At 58.5% G+C, this 26,998-nt stretch carries 26 protein-coding genes and 3 tRNA genes; 15 read left to right on the top strand and 14 right to left on the bottom strand.

From position 1 onward, the window contains the following. The first annotated feature begins 41 nt into the window (after nucleotides 1–41). Nucleotides 42–995: an alpha/beta fold hydrolase gene (locus E7738_RS17180; protein WP_283342706.1), complete on the top strand. Its 954-nt coding sequence runs from the start codon at nucleotides 42–44 to the stop codon at nucleotides 993–995. Nucleotides 996–1,044: 49 nt separating this feature from the next. Here the strand turns inward: E7738_RS17180 and E7738_RS17185 are convergent, their stop codons facing one another. After that, a complete protein-coding gene (locus E7738_RS17185; RefSeq protein ID WP_058771427.1) occupies nucleotides 1,045–1,728 on the bottom strand; it encodes a YecA/YgfB family protein in 684 nt (227 codons plus the stop codon). A 206-nt stretch (nucleotides 1,729–1,934) separates the two neighbouring features. On the opposite strand from E7738_RS17185, the gene E7738_RS17190 reads away from it, so the two are divergent. From E7738_RS17190 to E7738_RS17205, 4 genes are all read left to right on the top strand, one after another. Then, nucleotides 1,935–2,954 carry an isopenicillin N synthase family dioxygenase gene (locus E7738_RS17190; RefSeq protein WP_394516351.1) on the top strand — a complete coding sequence of 340 codons (1,020 nt, stop codon included), beginning with the start codon at nucleotides 1,935–1,937 and terminating at the stop codon, nucleotides 2,952–2,954. 18 nt (nucleotides 2,955–2,972) lie between these two features. After that, entirely contained in the window at nucleotides 2,973–3,755 is a 783-nt protein-coding gene (locus tag E7738_RS17195; RefSeq protein WP_152390451.1) for a MetQ/NlpA family ABC transporter substrate-binding protein, read from the top strand. Nucleotides 3,756–3,866: 111 nt separating this feature from the next. Further along, on the top strand, nucleotides 3,867–5,204 hold the full coding sequence (locus tag E7738_RS17200) for a serine hydrolase domain-containing protein (protein WP_241493868.1): 1,338 nt from the start codon (nucleotides 3,867–3,869) through the stop codon (nucleotides 5,202–5,204). Between the two features lie 39 nt (nucleotides 5,205–5,243). After that, the gene (locus E7738_RS17205; RefSeq protein ID WP_058771430.1) at nucleotides 5,244–5,738 is read left to right on the top strand and encodes an RcnB family protein; all 495 of its coding nucleotides are present in this window, start codon (nucleotides 5,244–5,246) and stop codon (nucleotides 5,736–5,738) included. Here the strand turns inward: E7738_RS17205 and E7738_RS17210 are convergent. Next, complete coding sequence (locus E7738_RS17210; RefSeq protein ID WP_058771431.1) at nucleotides 5,728–7,179, bottom strand: MocR-like pyridoxine biosynthesis transcription factor PdxR; 1,452 nt, start codon at nucleotides 7,177–7,179, stop codon at nucleotides 5,728–5,730. The genes E7738_RS17205 and E7738_RS17210 overlap by 11 nt on opposite strands. 105 nt (nucleotides 7,180–7,284) lie before the next feature. Here E7738_RS17210 and E7738_RS17215 point away from each other — a divergent pair, with 105 nt between their 5' ends. After that, complete coding sequence (locus tag E7738_RS17215; protein ID WP_021506757.1) at nucleotides 7,285–7,995, top strand: GNAT family N-acetyltransferase; 711 nt, start codon at nucleotides 7,285–7,287, stop codon at nucleotides 7,993–7,995. Between the two features lie 25 nt (nucleotides 7,996–8,020). Here E7738_RS17215 and E7738_RS17220 read toward each other — a convergent pair whose 3' ends face one another. From E7738_RS17220 to E7738_RS17230, 3 genes are all read right to left on the bottom strand, one after another. Continuing rightward, nucleotides 8,021–8,785 carry a hypothetical protein gene (locus tag E7738_RS17220; RefSeq protein WP_394515864.1) on the bottom strand — a complete coding sequence of 255 codons (765 nt, stop codon included), beginning with the start codon at nucleotides 8,783–8,785 and terminating at the stop codon, nucleotides 8,021–8,023. Nucleotides 8,786–8,981: 196 nt separating this feature from the next. Next, nucleotides 8,982–11,282 (bottom strand): phosphatidylglycerol--membrane-oligosaccharide glycerophosphotransferase, encoded by a 2,301-nt coding sequence (opgB, locus tag E7738_RS17225; protein ID WP_127834570.1) that lies wholly within the window; start codon nucleotides 11,280–11,282, stop codon nucleotides 8,982–8,984. Nucleotides 11,283–11,492: 210 nt separating this feature from the next. Further along, complete coding sequence (locus tag E7738_RS17230; RefSeq protein ID WP_021506760.1) at nucleotides 11,493–11,882, bottom strand: tautomerase family protein; 390 nt, start codon at nucleotides 11,880–11,882, stop codon at nucleotides 11,493–11,495. Between the two features lie 120 nt (nucleotides 11,883–12,002). Between E7738_RS17230 and E7738_RS17235 the strand changes: the two genes are divergently transcribed. Beyond that, entirely contained in the window at nucleotides 12,003–12,926 is a 924-nt protein-coding gene (locus E7738_RS17235) for a LysR family transcriptional regulator (RefSeq protein ID WP_394515865.1), read from the top strand. Here the strand turns inward: E7738_RS17235 and E7738_RS17240 are convergent. After that, nucleotides 12,900–13,919 carry a glycosyltransferase family 32 protein gene (locus E7738_RS17240; protein ID WP_058771435.1) on the bottom strand — a complete coding sequence of 340 codons (1,020 nt, stop codon included), beginning with the start codon at nucleotides 13,917–13,919 and terminating at the stop codon, nucleotides 12,900–12,902. The genes E7738_RS17235 and E7738_RS17240 overlap by 27 nt on opposite strands. Before the next feature lie 415 nt (nucleotides 13,920–14,334). Here E7738_RS17240 and E7738_RS17245 point away from each other — a divergent pair, with 415 nt between their 5' ends. Beyond that, nucleotides 14,335–15,288, top strand: a complete 954-nt coding sequence (locus E7738_RS17245) for a YncE family protein (protein WP_394515866.1) — start codon at nucleotides 14,335–14,337, stop codon at nucleotides 15,286–15,288. 15 nt (nucleotides 15,289–15,303) lie between these two features. On the opposite strand, the gene E7738_RS17250 is transcribed toward E7738_RS17245, so the two are convergent. After that, nucleotides 15,304–15,858, bottom strand: coding sequence for a histidine phosphatase family protein (locus E7738_RS17250; RefSeq protein WP_021506764.1), 555 nt, complete (start codon nucleotides 15,856–15,858; stop codon nucleotides 15,304–15,306). Nucleotides 15,859–16,443: 585 nt separating this feature from the next. Between E7738_RS17250 and E7738_RS17255 the strand changes: the two genes are divergently transcribed. The 4 genes from E7738_RS17255 (at nucleotide 16,444) to E7738_RS17270 (ending at nucleotide 21,376) form a co-directional block, all read left to right on the top strand. Beyond that, complete coding sequence (locus E7738_RS17255; RefSeq protein WP_125310877.1) at nucleotides 16,444–17,832, top strand: MFS transporter; 1,389 nt, start codon at nucleotides 16,444–16,446, stop codon at nucleotides 17,830–17,832. Between the two features lie 75 nt (nucleotides 17,833–17,907). Beyond that, nucleotides 17,908–18,930, top strand: a complete 1,023-nt coding sequence (locus E7738_RS17260; protein WP_394515867.1) for a LacI family DNA-binding transcriptional regulator — start codon at nucleotides 17,908–17,910, stop codon at nucleotides 18,928–18,930. A gap of 12 nt (nucleotides 18,931–18,942) precedes the next feature. Next, a complete protein-coding gene (locus E7738_RS17265; protein WP_021506768.1) occupies nucleotides 18,943–19,926 on the top strand; it encodes a nucleoside hydrolase in 984 nt (327 codons plus the stop codon). A gap of 229 nt (nucleotides 19,927–20,155) precedes the next feature. Continuing rightward, nucleotides 20,156–21,376, top strand: a complete 1,221-nt coding sequence (locus E7738_RS17270; RefSeq protein WP_021506769.1) for an MFS transporter — start codon at nucleotides 20,156–20,158, stop codon at nucleotides 21,374–21,376. On the opposite strand, the gene E7738_RS17275 is transcribed toward E7738_RS17270, so the two are convergent. The 3 genes from E7738_RS17275 to E7738_RS17285 form a co-directional block, all read right to left on the bottom strand. Further along, a complete protein-coding gene (locus E7738_RS17275; protein WP_058757173.1) occupies nucleotides 21,373–21,837 on the bottom strand; it encodes a YbaK/EbsC family protein in 465 nt (154 codons plus the stop codon). The two genes, E7738_RS17270 and E7738_RS17275, sit on opposite strands and share 4 nt — an antisense overlap. 95 nt (nucleotides 21,838–21,932) lie before the next feature. After that, nucleotides 21,933–22,727 (bottom strand): siderophore-iron reductase FhuF, encoded by a 795-nt coding sequence (fhuF, locus tag E7738_RS17280; protein WP_088516711.1) that lies wholly within the window; start codon nucleotides 22,725–22,727, stop codon nucleotides 21,933–21,935. A 147-nt stretch (nucleotides 22,728–22,874) separates the two neighbouring features. After that, nucleotides 22,875–23,969, bottom strand: a complete 1,095-nt coding sequence (locus E7738_RS17285; RefSeq protein ID WP_021506772.1) for a GGDEF domain-containing protein — start codon at nucleotides 23,967–23,969, stop codon at nucleotides 22,875–22,877. A gap of 229 nt (nucleotides 23,970–24,198) precedes the next feature. On the opposite strand from E7738_RS17285, the gene E7738_RS17290 reads away from it, so the two are divergent. Continuing rightward, on the top strand, nucleotides 24,199–24,483 hold the full coding sequence (locus tag E7738_RS17290; protein ID WP_058780936.1) for a DUF1435 domain-containing protein: 285 nt from the start codon (nucleotides 24,199–24,201) through the stop codon (nucleotides 24,481–24,483). A gap of 89 nt (nucleotides 24,484–24,572) precedes the next feature. Here the strand turns inward: E7738_RS17290 and E7738_RS17295 are convergent. The 4 genes from E7738_RS17295 to rsmC all read right to left on the bottom strand — a co-directional run bounded on the left by E7738_RS17295 (nucleotide 24,573) and on the right by rsmC (nucleotide 26,068). Then, a tRNA-Leu gene (locus tag E7738_RS17295) sits at nucleotides 24,573–24,659 on the bottom strand. Nucleotides 24,660–24,687: 28 nt separating this feature from the next. Next, a tRNA-Leu gene (locus E7738_RS17300) sits at nucleotides 24,688–24,774 on the bottom strand. A gap of 31 nt (nucleotides 24,775–24,805) precedes the next feature. Then, nucleotides 24,806–24,892: transfer RNA gene (locus tag E7738_RS17305), tRNA-Leu, on the bottom strand. A 144-nt stretch (nucleotides 24,893–25,036) separates the two neighbouring features. Next, nucleotides 25,037–26,068 (bottom strand): 16S rRNA (guanine(1207)-N(2))-methyltransferase RsmC, encoded by a 1,032-nt coding sequence (gene rsmC, locus E7738_RS17310; RefSeq protein ID WP_058776440.1) that lies wholly within the window; start codon nucleotides 26,066–26,068, stop codon nucleotides 25,037–25,039. A gap of 106 nt (nucleotides 26,069–26,174) precedes the next feature. Here rsmC and E7738_RS17315 point away from each other — a divergent pair, with 106 nt between their 5' ends. Next, nucleotides 26,175–26,585: a DNA polymerase III subunit psi gene (locus E7738_RS17315; RefSeq protein ID WP_031279565.1), complete on the top strand. Its 411-nt coding sequence runs from the start codon at nucleotides 26,175–26,177 to the stop codon at nucleotides 26,583–26,585. Continuing rightward, on the top strand, nucleotides 26,557–26,997 hold the full coding sequence (rimI, locus tag E7738_RS17320; RefSeq protein WP_058776442.1) for a ribosomal protein S18-alanine N-acetyltransferase: 441 nt from the start codon (nucleotides 26,557–26,559) through the stop codon (nucleotides 26,995–26,997). Before E7738_RS17315 ends, rimI begins: the two co-directional genes overlap by 29 nt. The last annotated feature ends 1 nt before the right edge of the window (nucleotide 26,998 follow it).

Consider the following 26,998-nt stretch of genomic DNA (forward strand, 5'->3'; position numbering starts at 1 on the left):
ACTGTTTTAAATGGCATTATCACAAAATGGAGATCAATCACGTGTTCAAAAAATTACTGTTAACCCTGCTGCTCGCCTCGGCCGCGCTGTTTTCCGCCGCCGGCACCGCCGCGGATGAATTCCCGCTGCCCGCCGGTTTTACCAGCAGCTATCAAACTGTGGATGGCGTGCGCCTGCATTATGTGAAGGGCGGCAGCGGACCGCTGGTTTATCTGGTGCACGGTTTCGGACAGACGTGGTATGAGTGGCACCAGCTGATGCCGGAACTGGCAAAAAACCACACCGTCGTGGCGGTGGATCTGCCGGGGCTGGGGCAGTCTGACGTGCCGCATTCGTATCGCGCCACCGATGTCGCGCCGCTGCTTTATCAGCTGGCACAACAGTTCGCCGGCGGCAAAAAGTTCGATCTGGTGGCGCACGATATTGGCATCTGGAATACCTATCCGCTGCTGGTGAAACATCAGGACAGCATCCGCCGCGCCATCTTTATGGAAGCGCCGATCCCGGATGAAAGCATCTATCAGTTCCCGGCCTTTACGCCTGAAGGCGAATCCCTGGTGTGGCACTTCAGCTTCTTTGCGGCGCAGGGACAGCTCGCTGAACAGCTGATCGCCGGTAAAGAGCGCCTGTTCTTCGAGCATTTCATCAAAGAACATGCCGCCAACAAAGCGGTGTTCACGCCGGCGCTGCTGGATCTTTACAGCAAATCCTATGCAAAACCGCACAGCCTGAACGCCGCCTTTGAATATTACCGGGTGCTGAATCAGGGAGTGGCGGACAATAAAGTGCTCTCCCGCGAGAAAATTGCTGTGCCGATGCTGGCGATTGGCGGTGGCGGTCACGGCGGACTGGGTGCCTATGAGCAGCAGGTGGTCAGCCGCTACGCCTCGCAGGTCACCGGCAAAGTGTTACCTGGCTGCGGTCACTGGTTACCTGAAGAGTGCCCCGCGCCGCTTAATGCGGCGGTGATGGAGTTTCTCGCGTCCGGGAATTAACGCGGTGCGCAGGCCAGTTTTAGCGCTGGCCTGCGTTGAGGTGAGCGCCTCAGGCTTTATTCAGGCAGCACTGCTTAAACTTTTTGCCGCTGCCGCACGGGCAGGGATCGTTGCGGCCGGTTTTTTCACCGGCAAAATGCGGCAGCTGCGGGGCCGGATCGGGCTGCGCCATGCGCTGTTCCTGCCAGTATTCGTGCAGTTCCAGCGCCGCCGGGCGAATCGCCTCGATGCTGGCCTCAAACGCGTCCGGGGTGAAGGCTTCACGCTGTGCCAGCTGTTCTTCACTGCCGTGCAGCGCAATCGCCTGCAGCGCCGGTTGCTGTGCCGCCGGCAGCTGCGCCCAGTCTGCATCCAGCGCCACGCCACGCATATAGCCATAGCACCAGTCTTCCACCACGGTAAACAGCTGGCCTTCCATCTCCTGCTCGCCGAACAGCGGATCGAACTGCTCCGGATACTCCGCCAGCCGCTCGGCGATGTCGTTGAAGTGCTGGAAAGTCAGCGCCATGAAGCGGTCCATTTCGCGCGCGTTCGCCCACTGAGGAATCTTCTTCTCACCGCCCCAGATTGCCACCAGCCATTCGCTTGGTTCGATATCGTTCGGGCCGGAGAGCAGGGCAGTCAGCATGCCGTCCAGTTCGGCGGTGTCCACCACGGAGTGTTCGTTGCCATATTTTTCCAGCATGTCATCAAGCCAGTTCAGCTCTTTTTCGGTTAACGGACCCTGATTCATCCGGCGTCTCCTGCGGTGTGCATTGGTGGGCAAAAATTGCTGGGCGCGATTATAGCGGCAGCGCGCCTGATTTACCGCTTTTTGCATATCGATAGCCGAAGTGCGCCTAAAAAGGAATCGCCATAACTTATCGCGCAACAGTATTGGCGGGAAACGGCGGCGAATGTCAGCGTAAACGCAGGATTTACCGATAGCGAGGAGACAACATCATGGCGGATACCCTGCCAGTACTGGATCTGGCCCTGCTGGAACTACCGGACGCAGAGCAAACAGCTTACCTGGCGCAGCTGCGCGAGACCGCGCGTGACGTCGGTTTCTTCTATCTGGTTAATCACGGCATCAACCCGCAACTGCTGCACAACGTGCAGAGTATCACGCGGGCGTTTTTTGCCCTGCCGCAGGCGGAGAAGCAGCGCGTGGCGATGATCCACTCGCCGCATTTTCGCGGCTACAACCATGCCGGCGTGGAATACACCCGCGACCAGCGCGATCAGCGTGAACAGTTTGATATCGGTGCCGAACGCGTGGCGCTGACGCTGCAGCCGGGCGATCCGGCATGGAAACGGCTGCAGGGGCCTAACTTATGGCCGGAGGCGTTACCGCAATTGCGTCCGGTGATGCACGCCTGGCAGCAGGCGATGACCGCCATCGCGCTGCGCCTGCTGCGGGCCTTTGCCAAAGCGCTGGCGCTGCCGCCGGATGCGTTCGACGCGCTGTATGGCACCCAGCCCAATGAGCACATCAAACTGATTCGTTATCCCGGTCAGGCAGCAGAAGCCAGCCAGCAGGGCGTAGGCGCGCACAAAGACTCCGGCTTCCTCACTTTTTTGCTGCAGGACGATCAGCCCGGTTTGCAGGTGGAAGTGTCACCCGGTCACTGGGTGGATGCGCTGCCGAAGCCGGGCGCGTTTGTGGTCAACATCGGTGAACTGCTGGAGATTGCCAGCAATGGGTATCTGCGCGCCACCGTGCACCGCGTGGTGTCGCCGCCGGCTAATTGTGAACGCGTGTCGATCGCTTTTTTCCTCGGTGCGCAGCTGGACGCCGAAGTACCGCTGTATCAGCTGCCGCCGCAGCTGGCGGCAGAAGCCCACGGCCCGACCAGCGATCCTGCCAATCCGCTGCTGCGCGAAGTGGGCTGGAACTACCTCAAAGGGCGTCTGCGTTCCCATCGCGATGTGGCGCAGCGCTATTACGCTGATGCATTAAGCACAGTGAAATCATAAAAAACGTAAGGAAAGCCCATGCAGAAAACGATGATAGCGTCACTGGCCCTGATGGCCCTGTTCAGCAGCGTGGCGTCCGCCGCGGCACTGCGCGTGGCCGCCGATCCGGTGCCGCACAGTGAGATTCTCAACTACATCAAACAAACCGACAAACAGCTCGACCTGAAGGTCATCGAGCTTAACGGCAATTTAAACGCCAACGAGCTGCTGGCGCGTGGCGACGTCGATGCCAACTATTTCCAGCATGTGCCTTATCTGCGCGATCAGGAAAAAGCGCTGGGCGAAAAATTTGCCGTGGTGGCGACCGTGCATATTGAGCCACTCGGGATTTATTCGCACAAAGTGAAATCTCTGAAAGATCTGCCGGATGGCGCGCAGGTGGCGGTGCCCAACAATGTCACTAACCTGAGCCGCGCGCTCTATCTGCTGCAGGCCAACGGCCTGATTACGCTGAAAAGCCGCAGCGCCAGTACGCTGGTGACCACGGCGGACATCAGCGACAATCCGCACCATCTGAAGATTATTGAAGTTGAAGCGCCGCAGCTGCCGCGCGCGCTGGATGATGCGCAGCTGGCGATTATTAACGGTAACTATGCCCTGCAGGCCGGGCTGGTGCCGTCAAAAGACGCGCTGGCGCTGGAACAGGCAAAGGATAATCCGTATGCCAACGTGCTGGTCACCACGCCAAAGCTGGCCAGCGACCCGCGCATTCTCGCGTTAGCGAAAGATCTCGAATCAAAACAAACTGCTGAATTTATCAACCAGCACTACAAAGGATCGGTTATCCCGGTTAATCAATAATGCCCGGCGCCACCTGCGGCTGACAGGTGGCGCACCCGCTGTTCTGTGGTATATTTCGCCACCAACACCAGTGGCACCTGCTGCATAACATAAAAAATAACTTATCAATTGATGGCTATTTCCCGCTTCGTCAGACTTCAGCGACTGACGCTTTCCCGCGCGCTGTATCGCCTGTTACTGCCAGCCCTGTGTCTGCTGCTCAGCGGCTGCGGGACACTGTCGCAAACGTCCGCACCGGTGAGCGATCGCGTGTACCTGTCCCACGCCACCTTCCATGAAAACGTCGATGACATTGTGCGCCACTACATGCAGCAGAAGCAGGTGACGGGCATCAGCATCGCCATCATTCACCAGCGCGGCGCGCCGCAGTTTTACAGCTATGGCGTCACCGATGCGCGCCAGCGCTATCCCATCACGCCGGATACGCTGTTTGCGCTGGGCTCGCTGAGCAAAGGCATTACCGCGGAGGTCATTATCGGGCTGGTGGATCGCGGGGAGCTGCACTGGAACGACACGCTGGCCACGCTGCTGCCGCGCGGCGTGCCGTTGAGTGAGGATGCAAAACGTATCACGCTGCTGCAGCTGGTCACGCACACCTCGGGGCTGCCGCGCCAGGATATGGATCTGCCGATGTTCCTGAAATTTATGGCTTACCTGCGCAGCGGCGAAAATTTTTACGGCAATCTGGATAGCGATGCCGTGCTGAGTTATCTGGCCGATTTCAGCGCCCCCGCGCACCCGGCGGCGCAGTACTCCAATCTCGGCTATGCGCTGCTGGGCTATATTCTGCAGCATCGCCTGCATCAGGACATTGAAACGCTGGCGCAGCATCAGCTGTTTGGTCCGCTCGGCATGACCAGCAGCAGCTTCCATCCGCAAACCCTGCGCGGCTATCCGTGGCGCGCGCTGGGCCACGCCGGCGATCAGCCGAAACTGATCGCGCGTGGTCAGCTGACGCCGGACTGGGCCTTTCGCGGCAATATGGTGGCGGCCGCCAGCCTGTACAGCAACGCGCGCGATCTGATTCGCTACCTCGATGCGCATCTGCACAGCGATGCGCACGGCGCGCTCGGCCAGGCGCTGGCGCAGGTCAATCATCCTTATGAGCAGCATGGCAATCAGGCGCAGAATATCGCCTGGGTAACCGATACCTATGGTCAGCAGCAGATCACTTATCAGGTGGGGTATATTGGCGGTTATGCCAGCTTTATTGGCTACGATCGCGCCCACGGCAATGCCATCGTGGTGCTGCAAAACGCCTTCAACTGGAGCAACTATCTCGGCATTGCGCTGCTGCGTGATTTGGCGCGTAAAGATCGCCGGGTGCTGAACACGGTTGCTTGCAATTTTGCTGCTCAGCAAAGCGCGCCGCCTGAGGTATGCTGTGGAGCGAAATTTGACGCGCAAAGCGCGGCGCGGGAACCTTCCGCACGTGGCGCTTGTCAGTAAATGGGACAGTTAAATAATTAACCAGAGTGGAAATCACCAATGCGCAGGACACACGTCACCCTTCTTTCAGCAGGAATTTTTCTGGGCGCTTTAAGCCTGACGCCAGCAGCGCTGGCAGAAGGTGAGCAAACCGATAGCGTACCGATGCCGCCGCAGGTGCAGCAAACCGCACCTGACGCCACAGCGCCAGCGGCCACCAGCGATGCGCCCGCCAGCAGTGAACCGGCAGAATCCAGTGGCGATGTCGCGCCGATTCGCCCGTCACAAAACGGTCCGGGTGAAGCGCCATCCGCCGCCAATAATTACGATCTGCACACTATCATCATCGATTACAAAGAGTATAAAGTCGGTGACGTCGTGCCGGATGAGTACCGTAAAAAGCAGTACACCATCGTTGAGTGGCAGCCGCGCCACCTGCCTGCGCCGCAGGAAGGCACGCACTGGGCTTATATCAACGCCAACTACATCCTGATCACTGACGACAGCGGCAAGATCGTGATGGGCAAATCCGGCGACATTTTCTTCAAGGGTTGATGCCCGGCAGCAGGCGCGCCAACTGCGCCACGCCTGCCATTATCTGACTGGTGCTGGTATTACCGTATCCCAGCACCAGTCCCTGCTGTTTTTGCCCGCCCAGATAAAAGCCGGACAGCGCGCCAGGCGCATAGCCATGGCGAAACAGCTGCGCCGTCAGCGCCACATCATCCACCGTATCCGCCAGCGGCAACACCAGATGCATACCGCACTCACCGCCCAGCAGCGGCACCTGAGTACCAAATGTCTCCTGTAGCGCAGCCCGCAGTGTGGCCTGCCGCTGACGATACAGACGGCGCATTTTGCTCAGGTGGCGATTGAAATCCCCGCTGCGTAAAAACAGCGCCAGCGCCTGCTGTTCCGGCCGGTTACCGCCGCGTAACAGCTCATGCAAGGCCGGCCGCAGCCGCGGCAGCAGCGGGGCGGGCAGCACCATGTAGCCGATGCGCAGCGCCGGAAACAGGGTCTTGCTGAAGGAGCCGATGTAAATCACCGGCGTCGGCTGCGCCATACCCTGCATCGCGGCAATGGGCTCGCCGCTGTAGCGAAAATCGCTGTCGTAATCATCTTCAATAATCCACGCCTGATGCCGCTGTGCCGCCGCCAGCAGCGCCAGCCGGCGCGCGGCGCTCATGATCGCGCCGGTGGGATACTGATGCGTCGGCGTGGTGTAAATCAGCCGCGGCGGGCGCTGCTGCCAGTCCTGCGCCGTCGGTGCCAGTCCCTGCGCATCCACCGCAATCGGTTCGATCTGCAGATCGCCGAGGCGCATCGCCGCTTTGGCGCCGCGATAGCCCGGCTCCTCCACCCAGCCGGTGTCGCCACGATTGGTGAGCAGCGCGACGCACAGCGTCAGCGCCTGCTGCGCGCCTTCGGTAATCACAATCTGCTGCGGCGCACAGCGTACGCCGCGCGCCAGTGCCAGATGCTGCGCCAGCGCCTCACGCAGCGCCAGCTCACCCAGCGGATCGCCGTAGCCCAGCAGCTGTGCCTGCTGCGCGGTTTGATTGAGCGCGCGACGCCACTGCGCCAGCGGGAAATGCGCCAGCGCCGGCGTGCTCGGGCGCAGCGCCAGCTCCTGGCTGGAGAGGCGATGCAGCGAGTGCAACCCGGCAGCGCGCGCGGAAACCGGCCAGTCGGCGCTGTCGTCGGACGCCTGCACTGGCAGCGGCGTGTGCGCCAGCCGGCTGACGCGGCTCCCCTGGCGGTCGCTGAGGATAAATCCTTCCGCCTGTAGCTGTGACCAGACGGCGATCACCGTATTGCGCGACACCTGCAGTTCAGCCGCCAGCTGGCGGGTCGCCGGTAGACGCGTGCCCGCCGCCAGCTGACCATTCAGTATCGCCTGGCGCAGCCGCTGATATAGCTGCTGTTGCAGCGTCAGGCTGCCGTCGGCCTCTAGCGGTGCCAACAGCAGCGAATGCCGGTTCAGTATGCGCATCAGCGCCTCCGTGGATCTATCGATTTGTCACATTGTGGCGCTTTTTCCTGAACCAGCAAAGTGGCACGCTGCACGCTGTCACTCTCACACAGAAGGAATCGCCGTATGTCATCGCAGACCAATCGTTATGGACAACCCATCGGCCCGGCGCTGGAGGCGTGGCAGCCGCGCCCGCTGCCGCAGGGGCAGATTTTCACCGGCCAGTATTGCCGGCTGGAGCCGCTGGATGCCGCACGTCATGGTCGCGAGCTGTATGCGGCTTATGCGCTGGCGGAAGATGACCGCGACTGGACCTGGCTGCCGGTCGGGCGCTTTGACGATGAAGCGTCTTATCTGGCATTTGCGCAGCAGTGCCAGCAGAGTCCGGATTACCTGCACTTCGCGGTTATTGACCGGCAGAGCGGGCGGGCGGTCGGCTCGCTGGCGCTGATGCGCATTGAACCGCAGCACGGCGTGATGGAGGTCGGCTTTGTGGTGTTCTCTCCGCTGCTGAAGCAAACCCGCATGGCCACCGAAGCCCATTATCTGCTGATGCGTTACGCCTTCGAACAACTCGGCTATCGTCGCTACGAGTGGAAATGCGATAGCTGTAACCAGCCGTCGTACAACGCCGCCCTGCGGCTGGGCTTCCGTTATGAAGGCACGTTTCGTCAGGTGGTGGTGTATAAAAATCGCAGCCGGGATACCGCCTGGTTCTCTATCATCGACAGCGAATGGCCGCAGGTGAAGCTGGGCTTTGAGCGCTGGCTGGCGGCAGACAATTTCGACGCCCGTGGGCAGCAACGCGCCAGGCTGGAGACATTACGTCAGGCCTGACGCGCGCGCCGGGCTGGCTACCCGGCTAACCGGCAAAAATATATTTGGCGGCTGACAACACAAAGGCGCTGGCCATCGCCATCATCAGCCGCCGATGCCAGAGATTATCGCGTTTGAGCTCATTGAAACCGAGCTGCATGCGATGGTCGAGATCCAGCAGGCGCTCATCCACTTTTTCAAAGCGTTTATCAATTTGCCTGAATCGCTCATCGATTTGTTCAAAACGCTGATCGATTTTCCTGAATTGTTCATCGATTTGTTCAAAACGTTGATCGATTTTCCTGAATTGCTCATCCATCTTTTCAAAGCGTTGATCGATTTTCCTGAATTGCTCATCCATCTTTTCAAAGCGTTGATCAATTTTCCTGAATTGTTCATCGATTTGTTCAAAACGCTGATCGATTGTCCTGAATTGCGCATCCACTTTTTCTAAGCGTTTATCGATTTGCCTGAATTGCGCATCCATCTTTTCGAAGCGTTGATCGATTTGTTCAAAGCGTTGATCAATTTTCCGGAATTGCTCATCGACGTTATCAAACCGTAGCTCAATGGCTTTAAACGTATGGCGGACCTCATTTTCAAAATGCCTGAGGCTCTGTGCCAGTTTATCGACACGTTGCGCGGTGGCGTGATTTGCCCGCATCACGCCTTCCATGGCCTGCGAAAGGTGCGTCTTGGTCAGGCTGTTTTCCTGCTGCATTTCGGCAAAAATGTCGACCATCACTTCGGCCTGGTGATCGGCCACGCCCGCCTGCTGCAGCGCTTTGAATGCCTTATGGGTGTTCATCATCGTCGGTATCATCCCTGTTGCTCCTGGTCGCCTTTCCTGTTGCCTGCAAGGTTATCCAGGTGGTGATAGTTGCACCATGTGATGATGTGGATTTTGCGCGACGTCTCGAAAAATATCAATTCGTACAATGAGTAACGCTAAGCGGCAATAAAAAGGGCCTGCACGCTGGCAGGCCCTGGTCTGGCACGCATTTTTATCACTTTTCGGGCTGCGGAATTATTTTTATCTCCGCCATGCCGATACCGAGTTTGCGTGGATCCTGACCGGTAATGTTGCCGAGATTAGACAGCTGTGGTTCTGGCGGCGTGATGATCAGGTTGCGGCTGGCGCCGGGGTTGGTGAAATGCAGCGTCTGCGTGGAGAACGCGTCACCCAGATTAAGCTGCTGCACTTGCTCGCCGACGCGCACCGGAATCGGTCGATGGGCGTTAGCCCCATAGGCGCGTGCGGTGATCACTACGTCAAAACGCGCCGGCAGCGGATCGACATATTCAATGTTCACCTCCGGCGCGAGGTTGGCGTTTGACCAGCGTCCCCAGCTTTCCGGCCGTGAAATACCGCTAAAGCGCTTCACGCTGGCCGGCGCGCCCGGCACGGTCAGAAGGAAGCTGTCCGCCTGGTAGCGAATGGCATTATCCTCGATGCGCATTTGCTGTTCGTTGAGCTGATAGGTCGCCGCGCTGACCTTCACCTGCGGGAACTGCGCTTTGCCCTGCCACACCGGCTGGTCAATGCGCGTCACCGTGGGCTGTCCGCCGGTCTGGCCCATCGCCAGACAGAGATCGGTCGACAGCGCCAGCGCCGGCTGCCACAGCCGGCCCATTTTGAAGCAGCGATCGACCCAGACAAACTTATCGCTGGCAGCAAAATCGGCCAGCTGGAAGCGCAGCGGCGCGGCGTATTCGCCTTCCGGCAGCGGCTCTACCTGATGATCGGATACGCGGAACAGGATCGGCAGCCTGAACGTCGCACCCGAGAAGCTAAAGGTATTTTTGGGCTGGTCGATGGTGAACGTCTTCATCTGGCTGGGGAAATTCCACAGCTGAATGATATCGGCTTTCCACGCCGTGACCTTCTTCGCCATGTCATCGAACTGGCTGGAGAGCGAGGCCGAAGACAGCCCGCTGCGGCCAAGGCCAATCGCGTTATCCCCGCCGAGAATATCCAGCACCGTGGCGCCGTTATCCAGCGTGCTGCGCTTGCCGTCCAGCACCTCGGCCTGCGGCTGATCGCCACGGATCACCATAAACAGATCGCGGCGCGGCTGCTTGATCAGATACTGATGCGCCGTGTTATTCATCGCCAGATGATCGGAACTCACCACAATCACGGTGTTTTTAAACCACGGCGAGGCTTTGATGCGGGCAATCAGGCGCGCCACGTGCTCCTGGGAACAGGCCACCGCGCTAAACGACTGGTTGGGTTTACCATCATAGCTGTAACTTTTGCGCTGACAGCTGCGCGAAATAAAGCCGTCCGGATGGTGGGTGTCCACGGTGAGCGTAAACAGCGCAAAGCGTTTCTGCTGACGCGACAGCTCCTCATACTTTTCAAACACTTCATCCATCACCGTATCGTCGTAAAAGCCCCAGTTGTTACGGTAGCTGGGGTCGGCGACGCGGCTCTTCAGCTCCTGCGAGCCGTACATGTTGGCGGCGTCAAAACCGTGTGACAGCAAAAAAGTGTCTTTACCGGCAAAGCGCAGGTCTGCGCCCTGAATAAACCAGTTCTCATAGCCGGAGTGTTTGAGGATATCGCCGAGGCAGATATTTTGCGGATAGAAGCTGGAAAGCGAAGCCGAGGCGTTGCCGTCGAACGGCGCAAATAGCGGAATACCGCACTGCGACGCTACCATGCCGGCGATGGTGTAATCGGTGCCGGGCAGTTGCTCGGTGTTGCTGAAGTCAATGCTGTGATCTTTTTCGCGGCTCAGCTCCGGTGCCAGGCCAGGAAAAGCCTGTTGATCGAAGTAGGTGCGCTCAAGGCTTTCGCCGTAGATATACACCAGGTTGAGCTTCGGCGCGTTAATCTGCTTGTTCGGCGTTTTGTAATAGGTTTCGAAATCCGAGTCAGCCTGACGCGCGTGAGAAGCGATCAGCTCTTTTACCTGGCGAAACGCCGGCGTGGTTTGCACCGAGCCGGCAGCACAGGCGATCGCCAGCAGGCTCCAGCCGAGATGATGCGGACGTTTATGCCGGCGCAGCACCCAGGAGAGAAAACAAAACAGTAAAAACAGGCCGATGATCAAGCCAAGCGCCGGTACCACATATTTGCTCACGCCCGCGCCGGTCAGGCTGTTGGTCAGGGTATAGAGCACCGCATCGTTGATGCCATCGCCGGTAAAATAGTTGCTGGCATACAGCGTGGCGTTGAGCACGATGAACAGGGTGAGCAGCAGCAAGATCAGGATAAACCAGAATTTATTTCGCCCGGCTTTATACGAATAGACTGCGATCGCAGCCAAAAAGAGCACTATTGAAAGCAACTCCAACGGCAGATCCTCACATTAAGTAAAAAGAACGCGTTACCTGCGTCTGCGGCCCTCTGCGGGGGTTTTGCGTCAATCTATATTGGCTGTCACAGAGCTGCAACACATCCAACCAGATTTGTGCGATGCATTGCGAATCGTTTAAGGCGGGTTTAGGCGGAGTCTGATTTAGTCTGGCAGCAACCGGCGCGCTGCTGCCAGCCAGGGCGGGCGCGGGTGTTACAGCTTACCGGTGAGATACTGCGCTTCGCCGTCGGCAAAGCTCCAGTCACCTTTGCTGTTGGTGATAAAACTGATCATCAGATCGTTGCCCTGCACGCCACAATTCTCCCGCAACTCGCGCGCTAACTCTGCCATGAAGTGCGTTTTCTGTTCTTCACTTCTTGGGCTGGTGTACACGCGCACCATCACCAGATTGTCGCTGCGCGCAAAACCCAGCCCGGTATCCTGAAAGACCATCTGATAACGCTTGTTTTCATGAACAATCTGGTAACGATCGCGCGCCGGAACCTTAAATGCCGTGAGTACCGCGCGATGCGCGGCGTCGAGTAAGGTGCGAATCTCTGCTTCAGAACGGCCCTGAATAACATCAAAAGTCAGTAACGGCATCAATAAATCCTCGTTTTTGCCCACGCGGAAAGAGTAGGATGAAACGCTATGCTGCCGCTTGCTGCCGGAAAGAAAAAGCGCGCTGATTAAAATGATTATTTATTATTTTGAACAATCCTGATGAAAGAAATTAAAACCGATGCACTCTGGGTGCATTTGCACTGGCTGACGGTGCTGGCGGAACAGGGCAGTTTTACCCGCGCGGCTGAACGCCTGGATGTCAGTAAAGCGGCGATGAGCCAGAAAATCAAAGAGCTGGAGCAGATGGCGGGCGTGGCGCTGGTGCAGCGCACCACGCGCAGCGTGCGGCTGACGTCGGCCGGTGAAAAGCTGGTGGACGACCTGCGTGAGCCGTTTGCGCGCATCGCGCAGAGCTTCTTTAGCGTGCGTGACGAAGCCGGGCCGGTGCGCGGTCTGGTGCGCATCAGCGCGCCGGTGGCGTTTGCCCGGCAGCAACTGGTGCCGATTATCGGCGACTTTTTGCGCGACTATCCGCAGGTGCGGTTGCAGCTCAACGTCAGCGATCGGCTGGTGTCGCTGGGCAGCGAAGGATTCGATCTCGCCATTCGCCACAGCCAGCAGCTGCCGGAAACGCACGTCGCGCTGCCGCTGTGTGAAACGCGCACGCTGCTGGTGGCCGCGCCGGATTATCTGACCCGTCACGGCACGCCAGATACGCCGCAGGTGCTGCAGCAGCATAACTGCCTCTATTATCCGCGCGGGCTGGAGTCGCCGCAGTGGCGCTTTCGTCTGCACAGCGATGACAGCGAAACGGTGCAGGTGAAGATTCAGGGTAATTTCGCCACTAATAACAGCGAGTCGATTCGTGACGCTGCGCTGCAGGGGCTGGGCATTGCTATGCTGCCAGACTTTAGCTCCAGCGCGGCGCTGGCCAGCGGCACGCTGCAGCAGGTGCTGCCGGAGTGGCAGGCGGTCGATGCCTTTGCCGACCGCCTGTGGGTGGTGCGGCCCTACGCAGCGCAGGTGCCGCGTGCCGTCACCACCTTTATCCACTGGCTACGCACGCGCTTTGTTGATGGGTGAGGCCAGCGGCGCGCTGAGCGGTGTACTAGGCTGCATCATCGCTCCCAGCAGGCTGCGACGGTTATAGTTACCGAGACGCAGATTGAAGTCGAGATGCAGCTGCTCAATGCCGCTCAGCTTGATCACCGGCGGCGGCGTATGCGGGCGCTGATGGAACAGTACCGTGTGCGCAAAGGCATCACTTTGCCAGTTGCTCAGCCGCTGATAGTAATAGGCGTTGGCTTCACATTTACGCAGATACAGGTTCACGCGGCGATGTTCGCGCATCGCCGCCTGCTGCGCCAGCGAACCCAGCTGCTGTGCCGGCTCGGCGATTTTCTGCGTCAGCAGGGCAAAATCATCGCGCTTTGCCAGCTCATTGAAATAGTTGTGCGCCCCCAGATGCTTGATCGGCGCGTACTGTTTTTGCCACTCGCGTATAAAAGGATTATTGGGCGCAGCGGCGAGAAACCAGTTTTCAATCACCGGTGCCAGATAGTTGACGGTGGCAATTTCGCGGTAATAGCCAATCACATCCATGCGGCGTTCCTGATGCGCACGGTGCACCCAGCTCAGGTCTTCAAATAACAGCGTGCTGCAGTCAATCGCAATACCGCCGTAGCGTAATAATAATTCGAGGCGAATGACTTCACTTTTTTGCTGCTCACTTAATTGTGTCGAGGTAAAAATAAAATCTGGCAGGACTTCTTTAAGCGTTAAACGGTTTAATACATACACCTGATGGTCGGGATTATCCTGACGCAGCTGCTGGATATTTAACGCCATCGATTTCGGTAAATATTCATTGTCCCAGTACATCCAGATTTTTTTGGGTATTTCCGGCAGCGCTTTCTCACCCGAAAGCAACACGATATTGTCCTCTTCGCTGGGATCATATTCCGGCGCGCAGAGCGCAGTATGCTGTTTTTTCTGCAGTAATGTCTGGCCGGTAAAGGCGATTCTCTGCCAGTGTTGCCAGAGCGTAAGGGCTGGCTGGAGACGTTTTTTTGTCATGATGCACCTGATTATTGTGATTATGGGGAGCAAGGATTCCCTGATGCTGGCGGCTTGAGCGCGCTTATGTGTCCTGACGGCTGTGTGTAAAAAGACTACCCTTGCTTAATAATCGATCCGCAGCGGCAAGGCTACGAATTTTTTTCGCTTTCAGATTTACCGGAAACGCCGGGATCCGGGATGGCTAAAAAGAGGTATCAATAAAATGATGAGGGAATGCGTTTTTTATTTTTGCTCGATTAAGACTATTCCTAATAAAATAACCCTCTGCAGGCACAGGCCGCGGCGCGGAATAAAAATGAGCGATCGGCGGTCCGTTAACGGCGCTGTATTTTCCCCTGGCCTGGCCGCCGCTTGCCCAACGCGGAGGCAGGTTAGCTACGCTTAGAGCAGGCAACGAAAAAAAGGAGGCACTATGCAGCCACACAAGCGTGGGTTACTGGCGGTTGATAAGCAGGGCAACCGCGTGCTGTTTCTCAATCCCGACAGCTTCGCCGTTGAGCAGGAGCTGAATGCCTTACCGCCGCGACCGCATGAGCTGCTGATGCTGCCCGCGCTGGATAAGGCGTATGTGCCGATCTACGGTGATGGCGTCCACGGCGACAATCCGCATCCGGGGCACAAGGTGGCGATTATCGATTTGCGCCGGCGGCAGATTCGCGGCTTTATCGATCTGTCACCGCTTAAGGCGCCGCACAGCGGCCAGCTGGGGTGCGATGGCAAAGTGTATCTGTGCTGTGAACACAGTGCCGCGGTGGCAGTGATCGATCCGCACAGCGACACGCTGGAGAAAACCATCCGGCTGCCGTCGCACAACGCGCACCGGCTGACGCTGTCGCCCAGCGGCCGCAAGCTGTTTACTGAAAACGAAGAGGACGCCAGCATCACGGTGGTGGATCTGTGCGAGGCGGAAGGGCGCATCATTGACAACATCCTGCTGCCGGGACCGATTGCCGGCATTGCCGCCTCGCCAAAGCACCCCTATCTGGTGGCCAGCGCGGCAGACGCGCCGCTGCTGTACGTGGTGGATCGTCAGAGCCATCGTATCCGCCAGCGCATCACGCTGCCCGGCCATCAGCAGCCGTGCCAGGTGGTGCGCTTCAGCGCCAGCGGTGAGCGGCTGGTGGCGATTGGCGACGGGGAAGGAGTGGTGACGCTGTTTGACGACTTGCTTAATCCATTGGGTGACGTTGCGGTCGGCAATCAGCCGATGGATGGCTGTTTTAGCGCCGATAACCGCAGCCTGCTGATCGCTAATCAGGGTGACGGTTCGCTTAGCCTGATCGATCTGACGCAGATGAAGGTCATCGCCACGCCGCAGGCTGGCACCGGCTGCGAAGTCCTGAGCTACTTTCAGCTGTCGTCCTGAGTGCGACGGCCGCCATCAAATAAATGGCCGGTGATAAATCGCGCTGCTCCAGTGGCGGCTGCTGGCGTGTTTTTCTGCCTGCCAGCCGCGTTTGCGCAGTTGGCGCGCAATGAGTTTGTTCATAATACCGTGGCCCACCAGCAGCACCGTGCCCTGTTGCGACAGGGCAATCAGTTTGTCTGCCGCCCGCTGCGCGCGCTGCCGGGCATGCTGCACTGATTCCACGCGCCCGGCATAACCGCACAGCCACAGCAGGCGCAGCAGCGCCAGCCACAGCGTCAGTGGCAGATGCAGGCGCGCAAACGGCAGCAGCGGCATCGCCACTTCACTGAACACCTCATCCACGTCCTGCGCCTGCAGACCGAGCCGCGCCAGCGACGAACGCGCACGCGGCAACGGACTGCAGGCAATCACGCTGGCCATGCGCGCAATCGCCATACTGCGCGGCGGCGGCGCATCACAAATCACCGCCTGGTCGTAGCCTTCACACCAGTCCGCCAGCGCCCGCGCCGTAAAGCGCCCGCTTACCGGATGGTCTGGCTTGCCGTGTCGCATGAGGATAATGGTCATAATGCTCCTGAGTGAAGGTCATCCAGTCTACTGCTGGCGCGCAGGATTTCGCGCGGCCCGGGCGGTTTTAAGAATAATGCCCGGGTGTCATCAAAACTTAACTGAAATGTGCGAAAACGGCGCGGTGAAAGTTTGGTCGCCGTTTTTGCCAATGATAAGCAATAGTCGTTAATCACGCAGCGTGCGTGGATTTTTTAATGACGCTGGCTGTAATGTAATGTCATGAATTAACGCCAATTTTATCTTTTTCTCCTGCACCATTGTGAAGATAAGTTAATTATTTTCCTGTTGATCACTTGATTTATCTACGCGCGTAGATAGACTGTATTCACAGTGACAACTCACGGTGCCAGAGACGAAGTTGGCCTTGAGATGACCCAGTTACATTTGCCGTGCTAATGCGATCGATGAAAAAAACATCGGCGAAATCAGGCAAATAGATGAATTCCAACACCAGGGGATTCTTTACTGACCTTTCATCCAGGTTTGCCTACTGAACGTCGCCACCGGGGAGTTCCGCTTGTTGCCAGGGAACCGACCCACGGATGGGCGTTTACTGTTTTCACCTCTTTCAGGGAAATGGTTATGACGGTACATCACTCCGTTACGCAACAAGGTTCACATGCTTCCGCCGCCGATGCGCGGCTGGAAACCACCTCCGGGCGCAAAGATTTCTGGCGCGCCACCTTCTCCTGCTGGCTGGGCACTGCGATGGAATACGCGGATTTCGCCCTGTATGGCCTCGCTGCCGGCATCATTTTTGGCGATGTATTCTTCCCCGAAGCCACCCCGGCAATGGCGCTGCTCTCCAGCTTTGCCACCTGGTCGGTCGGCTTTATTGCGCGCCCGATCGGGGCGCTGCTGTTTGGCTGGATTGGCGATCGCAAGGGCCGCAAGGTAGTGATGATCAGCACCATCATTCTGATGGGCGCTTCGACCACGCTGATCGGCCTGATTCCTTCCTATGCAACGATTGGCCTGTGGGCGCCGGCCTGCCTGGTGCTGCTGCGTTTCACGCAGGGGCTGGGCGCCGGCGCTGAGCTCTCGGGCGGCACGGTGATGCTGGGTGAATACGCGCCGGTTGAGCGCCGTGGCCTGGTGTCGTCGGTGATTGCGCTTGGTTCCAACAGCGGCACGCTGATTGCGTCGCTGGTGTGGCTGGCGGTGATTCAGATGGATAAAGCCACGCTGCTCGACTGGGGCTGGCGTATTCCGTTCCTCAGCAGCGTGTTGATTGCTGCTGTCGCGCTGTGGATTCGCCGTCATCTGCGTGAAACGCCGGTGTTTGAGCGTCAGCAGGCGGAACTGCAGGCGCAGCGCCATGAAACGCTGGCGCAAAGCGCGACGCAACCCGACAGCCGCAGCTTCTGGCAGCGCAGCCGCGCCTTCTGGACCATGGTGGGGCTGCGCATCGGTGAGAACGGCCCGTCCTATCTGGCACAGGGCTTTATCGTCGGCTACGTCGCCAAAGTGCTGATGCTGGACAAATCGGTGCCGACCACCGCGGTATTCATCGCCTCGCTGCTCGGTTTCCTGATCATCCCGTTTGCCGGCTGGCTGTCGGACCGCTTTGGCCGACGCATCACCTATCGCGGCTTCTGCCTGTTACTGATGGTTTACGCCTGGCCCGCCTTTAGCCTGATGGACAGCCGCGAGCCGGCCATCGTGATTCCGGTGATTGTGGTGGGGATGGCGCTGGCGTCGCTGGGCATCTTTGGCGTGCAGGCGGCATGGGGCGTGGAGATGTTTGGCGTTAAACACCGTTACACCAAAATGGCGGTTGCCAAAGAGCTGGGGTCTATTCTTTCAGGAGGCACCGCACCGCTGGTGGCTGCGGCGCTGCTGTCGTTTACCGGCCACTGGTGGCCGATTGCCGTGTACTTCTCGGCCATGGCGACCATCGGTTTCCTCACCACCTTTGTGGCACCGGAAACGCGCGGACGCGATCTGAATCTGCCGGAGGATGCTATCTGACGCGCAGGATCGTGCAACATTCTTTGATTACGCTGGCCGGTACTCCCGGCCAGCGGCATTAACGCAGAGGCAATATTGGCGAAATCCCCAACCGGAAATGTGACACGCAGTGACGTCGCCAAAGCCGCCGGAACCTCGGTGGCGGTGGTCAGCTATGTGATCAACAACGGACCGCGTCCGGTGGCCGAAGCCACGCGTCAGCGCGTGCTGGCCGCCATCCAGCAAACCGGCTATCGCCCGAATGCGGTGGCGCGCGCACTGGCCTCCGGCAGTACCAAAACCTTTGGCCTGATCGTGCCGAATATCGCAAACCCGTTTGTCGCCTCAATGGCGCACGTGCTGCTGCAGGAGTCGCTGAACCACGGCCACGTAATGCTGCTGGGCGATGCCGGCGACGATCGCCAGCGCGAGCTGGAGCTGATTCAGGGTTTGCTGAATCGTCAGGTGGATGGCCTGTTTTACACCAGCGTCGATCGCCATCCCTATATTGATGTCATCCAGGCGAGCGGAACGCCGCTGGTGATGCTGGACCGCATCGAACCGCGCCCCGGCGTCAGCATGCTGTGCGTGAACGAACGTGAAGCGGCGCGCCAGGTCACGGCGCATCTGCTCAGCCACGGCTATCAGCAGGTCGGCATGATCAGCGGTCCGCGCGAGATGCTTAACGCGCAGGATCGTATTCAGGGCTGGCGCGACGCCATGGCGCAGTACGGGCTGACGGTAGATGAAGCGCTGATTTTTCCGGCCAGCTATTCGCGCCAGGGCGGTTACGACGCCGGGCAACGCATGGTTGCCAGCGGCCGGGTGCCGCGCGCGCTGTTTACCAGTAACGAAGGGCAGGCGATTGGCTGTATCCGCGCGCTGTCCGAACATGGCCTGCGCGTGCCGCACGATGTCGCGCTGGTGTGTTTCAACGGTACCGAGCAGTCGGCCTTTCATGTGCCCACGCTCACCACCGTGCGCCAGCCGCTGCGCGAAATGGCACGCAGCGCCATCGCCATGCTGAAAAACGGTCATGGCGAGGCGCAGCTGGCCGAATTTCCTCACCATCTGGAGATCGGTGAGTCTTGTGGCTGCCCGCACCCTCAACAAAAATAAATATATAACACCATGAAAAGACTAATTATTGATTGTGATCCGGGGAATGGTATTGCTGGCGCTAACACCGATGACGGGCTGGCGCTGGCCTTAGCGCTGGCGTCACGCGCGCTGGCCGTTGAGCTAATCACCACCGTGAGCGGCAACACGCCGAGCGCGGTGGGAGCGCGGGTGGCTAAAGATCTGCTGCAGCGGCTCGGACTGAACATTCCGGTGGTGCAGGGCGCGCTACAGGCGCTGCGCGAAGATCCGGCGCCGTGGCGCGCGCGGCTGGATAACGTCGCCGACCCGGCGCTGGGCGAACTGTGGCGCGGCGTGCGTCAGCCGCAGACGGTGGCAGCGGACGGCAACGATGCGGCGGGCGTGATGGGCCAGCTGATTTGCGACAATCCCGGCGAGTTTACGCTGGTGGCGATCGGCCCGCTGACCAATGTGGCGCAGGCGCTGCAGCGCTATCCGCAGATGGCGGATTCCGTAGCGGAGATCGTCATCATGGGCGGCGTGTTCGCGCTGGATGACTACATCAAAGACACCAATTTTGGCCTCGATCCGGAAGCGGCGCATCAGGTGCTGCACAGCGGCGCCACCATCACGCTGGTGCCGATGGATGCCACCACGCAGACGCTGCTGACCCATCAGGATCTGACGCGCCTGACCGCCTGCGATCATCCACTGCCGCAGTTTGTGCGCGAAACGCTGCGACCATGGATTGATTACTCCATCCGCACCCGCCATCTGCCGGGCTGCTGGATCCACGATGCGCTGGTCATTGCCTGGCTGCTCAACCAGCGCGTGGCGGACGGCGTGGATTATCACGTCGATATCGAGCTGCGTCCCGGTGCCACGCGCGGCAAGACCTGGCGCTACCGCACGCCGCTGCGGCTGGACGTTGGCGTGCCGGCGGACGCGGGCGCGCTGGTGCATGTGATGCAGAACGTAAACAATCCGCTGCTGCTGGAAGTGATTGAGCAGACGTTCAACGGATTGAAACGCTGAGATTTTGCTGCGGCGCGCGGTCTCCCGGCCGGAGTATCGTGCGCCGCTTCCCTGCCGACACGCTTCCTTACATCGCGAATCACTCGCTGACAATTCCCCGCCGCGCGGCGCCTTTCTGACATGCTATATACAAATGGTTAACACAATAATAACCAGTGCAACCATTCGCTGGATAACGTTCCAATAAAAATCTGGCCGCGAGCCGGAAGCAATCAGACAGGATACCCTTATGTTTAACTGGACTGCGACCCAGCGCAACGTGGCTTTCGCCAGTTTCGCCAGCTGGACGCTGGATGCGTTCGACTTCTTTATTCTGGTGTTTGTGCTCAGCGATCTTGCGCGCTACTTCAACACCAGCGTCTCCGATGTTTCCATTGCCATTATGCTGACGCTGGCCGTACGGCCGGTAGGCGCATTGATCTTTGGCCGGCTGGCGGAAAAATATGGCCGCCGGCCGATCCTGATGCTCAACATTGTGCTGTTTTCGCTGTTTGAGTTGCTGTCGGCATGGTCGCCCAACTTTGCTGCCTTCCTGACCTTCCGCGTGATTTACGGCGTGGCGATGGGTGGCATCTGGGGCGTGGCCTCTTCGCTGGCGATGGAAACCATTCCCGACCGTTCGCGCGGCCTGATGTCCGGCATCTTCCAGGCCGGTTATCCGTGCGGCTATCTGCTGGCGTCGATAGTGTTTGGCCTGTTCTTCGAACAGGTGGGCTGGCGTGGCATGTTCCTGATTGGCGCGTTGCCGATTCTGCTGCTGCCGTTTATCTATTTTAAAGTGCCGGAATCGCCGGTATGGCTGGCGGCGCGCGAGCGTAAAGAGAATCACGCGCTGCTGCCCATCATCCGCCAGCACTGGAAAATCTGTATTTACATGGTGCTGCTGATGGCCTGTTTTAACTTCTTCAGCCACGGCACGCAGGATCTCTACCCGACGTTCCTGAAAGTGCAGCACCAGTTTGACGCCCACACGGTGAGTATTATCGCCATCGGCTATAACATCGCGGCGATGCTCGGCGGCATTACGTTCGGCTCGCTGTCCGAGCGTATCGGGCGTAAAAAAGCCATTATGCTGGCGTCGTTTCTGGCGCTGCCGGTGCTGCCGCTGTGGGCATTCTCCAGCGGTTCCTGGGCGATTGGTATCGGCGCGTTCCTGATGCAGTTTATGGTGCAGGGCGCATGGGGCGTGGTACCGACCTACCTGACCGAGCTGGTGCCGGCCAATGCGCGTGCGGTACTGCCGGGCTTCGTTTACCAGCTGGGGAATTTAATTGCTTCGGTCAACGCCACGCTGCAGTCACGCATCGCCGAAGCCCACGGCGGTAACTACGGGCTGGGCATGGCGATTGTCGCCGGCACGGTGGCAGTGCTGATTTGCGTGTTCGTGGCGTTTGGCCGCGAGACGCGCGGCATCGAAATATCCGGGGCGGTGGCGAAAGAGACGCGTTAACGCGCCTCGCAGACGTCAATCCATTTCGCCGCCGTGAGTTCAGCCATGCGCTGCGGCGAAATGCGCACCGCGCTGTGAATCGAACCGGCCGCAGGTAACACTTCATCGAAACTGCGCAGCGACACATCGCAATAGACGGTCAGCGGATTTTCCAGCCCGAACGGGCACACGCCGCCGACCGGATGGCCGGTCCAGTTCACCACTTCATCCACGCTCAGCATGCGCGCTTTTGCCCCGAGCGCCGCCTTCAGCTTGCGATTGTCCAGCCGGGCGTCGCCGCGTGTGACAATCAGCACCACGCTTTCTTTCACTTTCAGCGACAGGGTTTTGGCGATTTGCCCCGGCGTCACGCCATGTACGCGTGCGGCCAGTTCTACGGTGGCAGTGCTTTCCGGCATCTCGATGATGTCGATATCCGGTGCGTGTTCGGCAAAGAAGTGCCGTACCGACTCCAGGCTCATTTTTTTCTCCGGTAAAAACAGAGCGTAAAAGCTGCCATAAGGCGGGAAAGCTGTAAACGGGAGAAACGGAGAATCTGTAACAGAATACGCCGCGCTTACACGGCATTTAACGTGCAGTTACCGCAGCGTTCGACGTCCGGAATGCGATAGCGCTGGCAGCAGCTGCGCCGCTCCATCGCGCCGTTGCGCGGGATCATGGTGCGATACAGCGGATTATCACTGCCGTCGGACAGGGATTTGCTGAAAAACAGCGCTTGTTCCAGTTGATGCCGGGTGGCCGCAGGCAGCTGCTGCTGCAGTTCGCCGAGGAACCAGTAAAACGAGAAGCCTAAGTTATTCCAGATCAGCCGCGCGTTGATGTCACCGTGCTGCGCCATGCCGTTAACGGCGGGGATCAGGCCGTGCTGAATCAGGCGTTCGATACGCTGCTGCGGATTGAGATAGCGCGCATCCTCATCCTCCTGCACATCAATCCAGAAGGCGCACGGATGGCCGTTTTCGTGGAACTCAACGTGAATGCGCTGCGGCGAGCAGTCGAGCGCGCGCGGCTCCTGCAGCAGCGCCAGCATTAATGGCGGCAGCAGCAGGCCAAAATACCACTGGGCCCACAGCGACTGCAGCGGTTTGGCTTCCTGCGGAACATCGGGATGGTGGCGATAGAGATAGTCGCTGTAGCGCTGCGTCAGGCGGCGATAGTGAAACGGCGTGGACCATTCGGCCAGCGTCAGGGTGCCTGCGGGGGCCGGCTGGCCCAGCTTCACGTTTTCCCGCATGTAGCTGCGCTGGTCGCACATCAGATCTTCCAGCGCGCTGGCTAAGCTGCGATCGCTCTGCATAAAGATCAACGGATGCGCGCTAAAGCGGTGATCCTGACGCGTGATGATGGCCATGCGGCTCCTGAGTGAAAACGGGAAGCGAAAAACAAATGATAATCGTTCCCGATTCACTGAGCAAGATGCCAGCAACGCTCACTGCCTGGCCACCGCGCATTTTGCGTGAAATCCCCCGGAGAGGGTGCGGCATTGTCGCCGCACCGCTTACACCAGATCGCTGCTTACCGGCGCCAGCTTCGGTAAATCCTCCCACGCCAGAATGGTGTTACGTCCCTGATTCTTCGCCACGTACAGCGCGCGGTCGGCGTTGGCCACCGCCTGGTCGAAGTCTTCTGCGAAAATCGGCGCGATACCGGCGCTGATGGTCACGTGGGTCGAGACTTTATCATTGAAGCGGTGGGGAATTTCCAGATCAACCACGTACTGACGAATGCGTTCGGCCAGCTTCATGGCAATCGAGGCATTAACGTTGGTCATCAGCACCAGAAACTCTTCGCCGCCGTAGCGCGTCACCACATCGCGCGAGCGCACCGCATCGCGAATGGCAACCGACACCCGCGCCAGCGCCTGATCGCCCATGGCATGACCGTAGTTATCGTTGTAGGCCTTGAAGTGATCAATATCCAGCAGCAGCACAAAGTGGCTGCCGGCATGATTTTCCATGATGGTATCCAGCCGGTTCTTCAGCCCGCGCCGGTTATACAGGCCGGTGAGCGGATCAAGCATGCTCAAATCGCTGAAACTTTGCTTCTCCTCATACAGCTGGCGCACCAGCCGCAGAGTGAAGGTGTCGAAGCGGCGGCGCATCAAATGGTGCAGCGAGAAGCCGATCAGCGGCAGCGTAATGGTGAACAGAATGGTCATTAAATGCTGACCATCGTCCAGTAACAGTACGGTTAATACCGGTGGCGTAATATGTAAACAGAACGCAAGCAAATAATCACTCAGGGCAATCGCGCTGATAAAAAATACGCTCAGCAGACTGATTATTAAAAAGCTACCGTCAAAATAAAACACCAGATGGTAACGATGATTGATATGCCAGGCCCACAGCGCGCCTAATAGCAATGCGACAGGATTTAATAACGGGAATTTTAGATTTGGCGCGATTAAACATAGCGCCAGCAGCGTGGTGCTAAAGCCCGCCACCAGTGTTACCGGCAGCGAATTGATGGGATTATCCGTGCCGAAAAACGGCAGCAGACAAAAAAGCGAAACGGCGACATTCAAAAACAAAAATAGCATCAGCGACAGCCGATACTTGCTGTGTTTCAACTCATCATAAGATTGTAATTTCATTATTATTACTCGTGACAGCCCTGAAATATCAAAGCGCTACCCGCAGGAAATAATCCCACAACGCGGATAGTGAGCACGTTTTTGCTGTGTTATCAAAATAGTTATCGGCGGCAATCTATCATTTTCCAGTAATTCTGTCATCCGGCGCGGGCAGGGCAAAAAATTCGCTGCAAGATGAGAAATATTGTCATATGATAATGGGAATATTTATCATTTGAAGGGTTGCGCGATGATCATGGCGATGATGGCCGCCTGCGGCTTGTGGGGCGTAAGCTGGGTGATGGGTAAACGTCTGGATAGCGGCTGGGGCGTATTGCTGCCCTGCGCGGCCATGCCGGTGTTTGCGCTGTGGGAGCCGAGTTTCAGCCAGTGGCGCTTAGTGATGATTGTCGCGCTGCTGCTTACCGTGGTGATGCTGTTCCACCATCGTCTGCGTCATTATCTGCTGCTGCCTTCCTGCCTGGCGCTGGCTGGCGGTCTGGCGGCTATCTCGGTGAATTTTCACATCATTTAACGGCGAGCAGAAACGACAATATCACGCAAAGGCGTGATAGCAGCGGCAACAATCAGTGGGGACGTACTGCAGAAGAAGTGTGACAACGTTGGTGCGAAGAGAGGGACTTGAACCCTCACGTCCGTAAGAACACTAACACCTGAAGCTAGCGCGTCTACCAATTCCGCCACCTTCGCATCGTAGTTGTCTGTTTATATCACCGCATGGTGCGAAGAGAGGGACTTGAACCCTCACGTCCGTAAGAACACTAACACCTGAAGCTAGCGCGTCTACCAATTCCGCCACCTTCGCGCAGTGCACGCGATATAAACTCTGTGATTATTGGTGCGAAGAGAGGGACTTGAACCCTCACGTCCGTAAGGACACTAACACCTGAAGCTAGCGCGTCTACCAATTCCGCCACCTTCGCATACCTGCAATACATTACAGTATTGCTAACCACGGAGGCGCATTTTAGAGATTTTACTCATTGCGTCAACACATATTTTGCGACGGTGAAACGACTGCTGCAAAAAGCAACGTTTTCCCCGTCGCATCGCGGATTTTACTACGCTTAGCGCGCTTTCGCGCCACGGCCATATACGGCGCGATACACTTTGAAGCGGCCGGTCTGTGCCAGCACTTCATGGTTACCGAAGGTTTCATCCAGCACCTGCGGATAAGGCAGGAAGGCGTTGGCCACGATGCGCAGCTCGCCGCCGCTGTTAAGATGTTTCACCGCACCGCGAATCAGCGTGTGGGCGGCATCAAGGCTGGTTTGCAGCCCGTCATGGAACGGCGGGTTAGAGATGATCAGATCAAAACGGCCGCTGACGTCTGAGAACACGTTACTGGCAAACACTTCGCCTTCCAGACCGTTAGCGGCCAGCGTGGCTTTACTCGCCTCGATGGCGGCGGCGTGCACATCGCACAGCCACAGCCGGACTTTCGGCGAATGCTGCGCCAGCGCGGCGGCTAATACGCCACTGCCACAGCCGATATCCAGCACTTTGCCTTTGGTATGCGGCGTCAGGGTGGAAAGCAGCAGATCGCTGCCGATATCCAGCCCGTCGCGGCTGAACACGCCCGGCAGGGTATGAATGGTGAGATCGTCCAGCTGATAGCGATTGCCGAACGCGCTGGCGTCAAAGCTGGCCTGCTGCGTCAGCTGGCCGTGATACAGCCCGCAACGGCGCGCGCTGTCGATCTTCTCCAGCGTGGCCCAGCTCTCCAGCATGCCTTCGGCGCTGCGCACGCCGCTGCGGTTTTCACCGACGACAAAAATATCGCAGCCCAGCGGCAGCAGCGACAGCAGGTTTTGCAGCTGGAATTGCGCTTCCGGTTTGTTCTTCGGCCAGAAATAGACCAGCGTGTCGCAACCGGCTACGTCGGCCGCACCGGCTACCAGCCCGTACACTGCCCGTTCACCGAGGCGGCGGCTGAGGTTCTGCCAGTGATGGTACTGCTGAGTGTGCACGCGGCTCGACGCGGTCTCCAGCTGGGCGGGCAGGTCATCCTGCAGGTCGCCGGCGAACAGTACGTGGCGGGCGGTAAATTCATCACTGTGGCGCAGAATCACTTCGCTGGCCGGGGTAAAAGCAGACATGGAACGCTCCTGTTAAATCAGAGCGGCGATTATAGTGCTTTGTTGGCGCATGTTCGATGGGTTTGCTAGCATAGCGTCGCATTCTGGCAGGATTACAGGTAACAGCATGAGCACAAGGCGCGACTGGCTTCTACAGCAAATGGGGATTACGCAGTATCAGCTGCGACGTCCGCGCGTGCTGCAAGGTGAAATTGCCGTCACGCTAACGCCGGACACGCGGCTGGTGCTGGTCGCTGAGCAGGCGCCGGATCTGCAGGAGCCGCTGGTGCGTGACGTACTGCGGACGCTGAGCATTCAGCCGGGGCAGGTAATGACGCTGACGCCAGAACAGCTGCCGATGCTGCCGGAGCAGGTCGACTGTGCCGGCTGGCTGCTGGGCGTGACCAGCGATCATCCTTTTAACGGCATCACGTTCACCAGCGCCGTTTTCAATGAGTTAATCAGCAGCGGCGCGGCCAAACGCGCGCTGTGGCAACAGATGTGTAACCATGACAGCCATCTCTTTCATCACCCCTGATTTACAGCCGCGGCTGCTGGAGATCGAGCGCCGCGCGCATGCGTTTCCGTGGAGCGAGCAGACCTTTGCCAGCAATCAGGGCGAACGTTACGTCAATCTTTGCCTGCACGCGGACGGCCAGCTGGCCGGCTTCGCCATCACCCAGGTGGTGCTGGATGAAGCGTCGCTGTTCAACATCGCGGTCGATCCCGCGTTCCAGCGCCGCGGCTATGCGCGTCAGCTGCTACAGCAGCTGATTGCCGAACTGGAGCAGCGTGCGGTGATGACGCTGTGGCTGGAGGTACGCGCCTCCAATCAGCCCGCCATTGCGCTGTATCAGCAGCTGGATTTTCATCAGGTCAGCGTGCGGCCAAACTACTATCCCACCGCCAGCGGGCGCGAGGATGCCATCATCATGGCGCTCACGCTCTAAC

The organism is Pantoea sp. SGAir0430 (assembly GCF_043549295.1).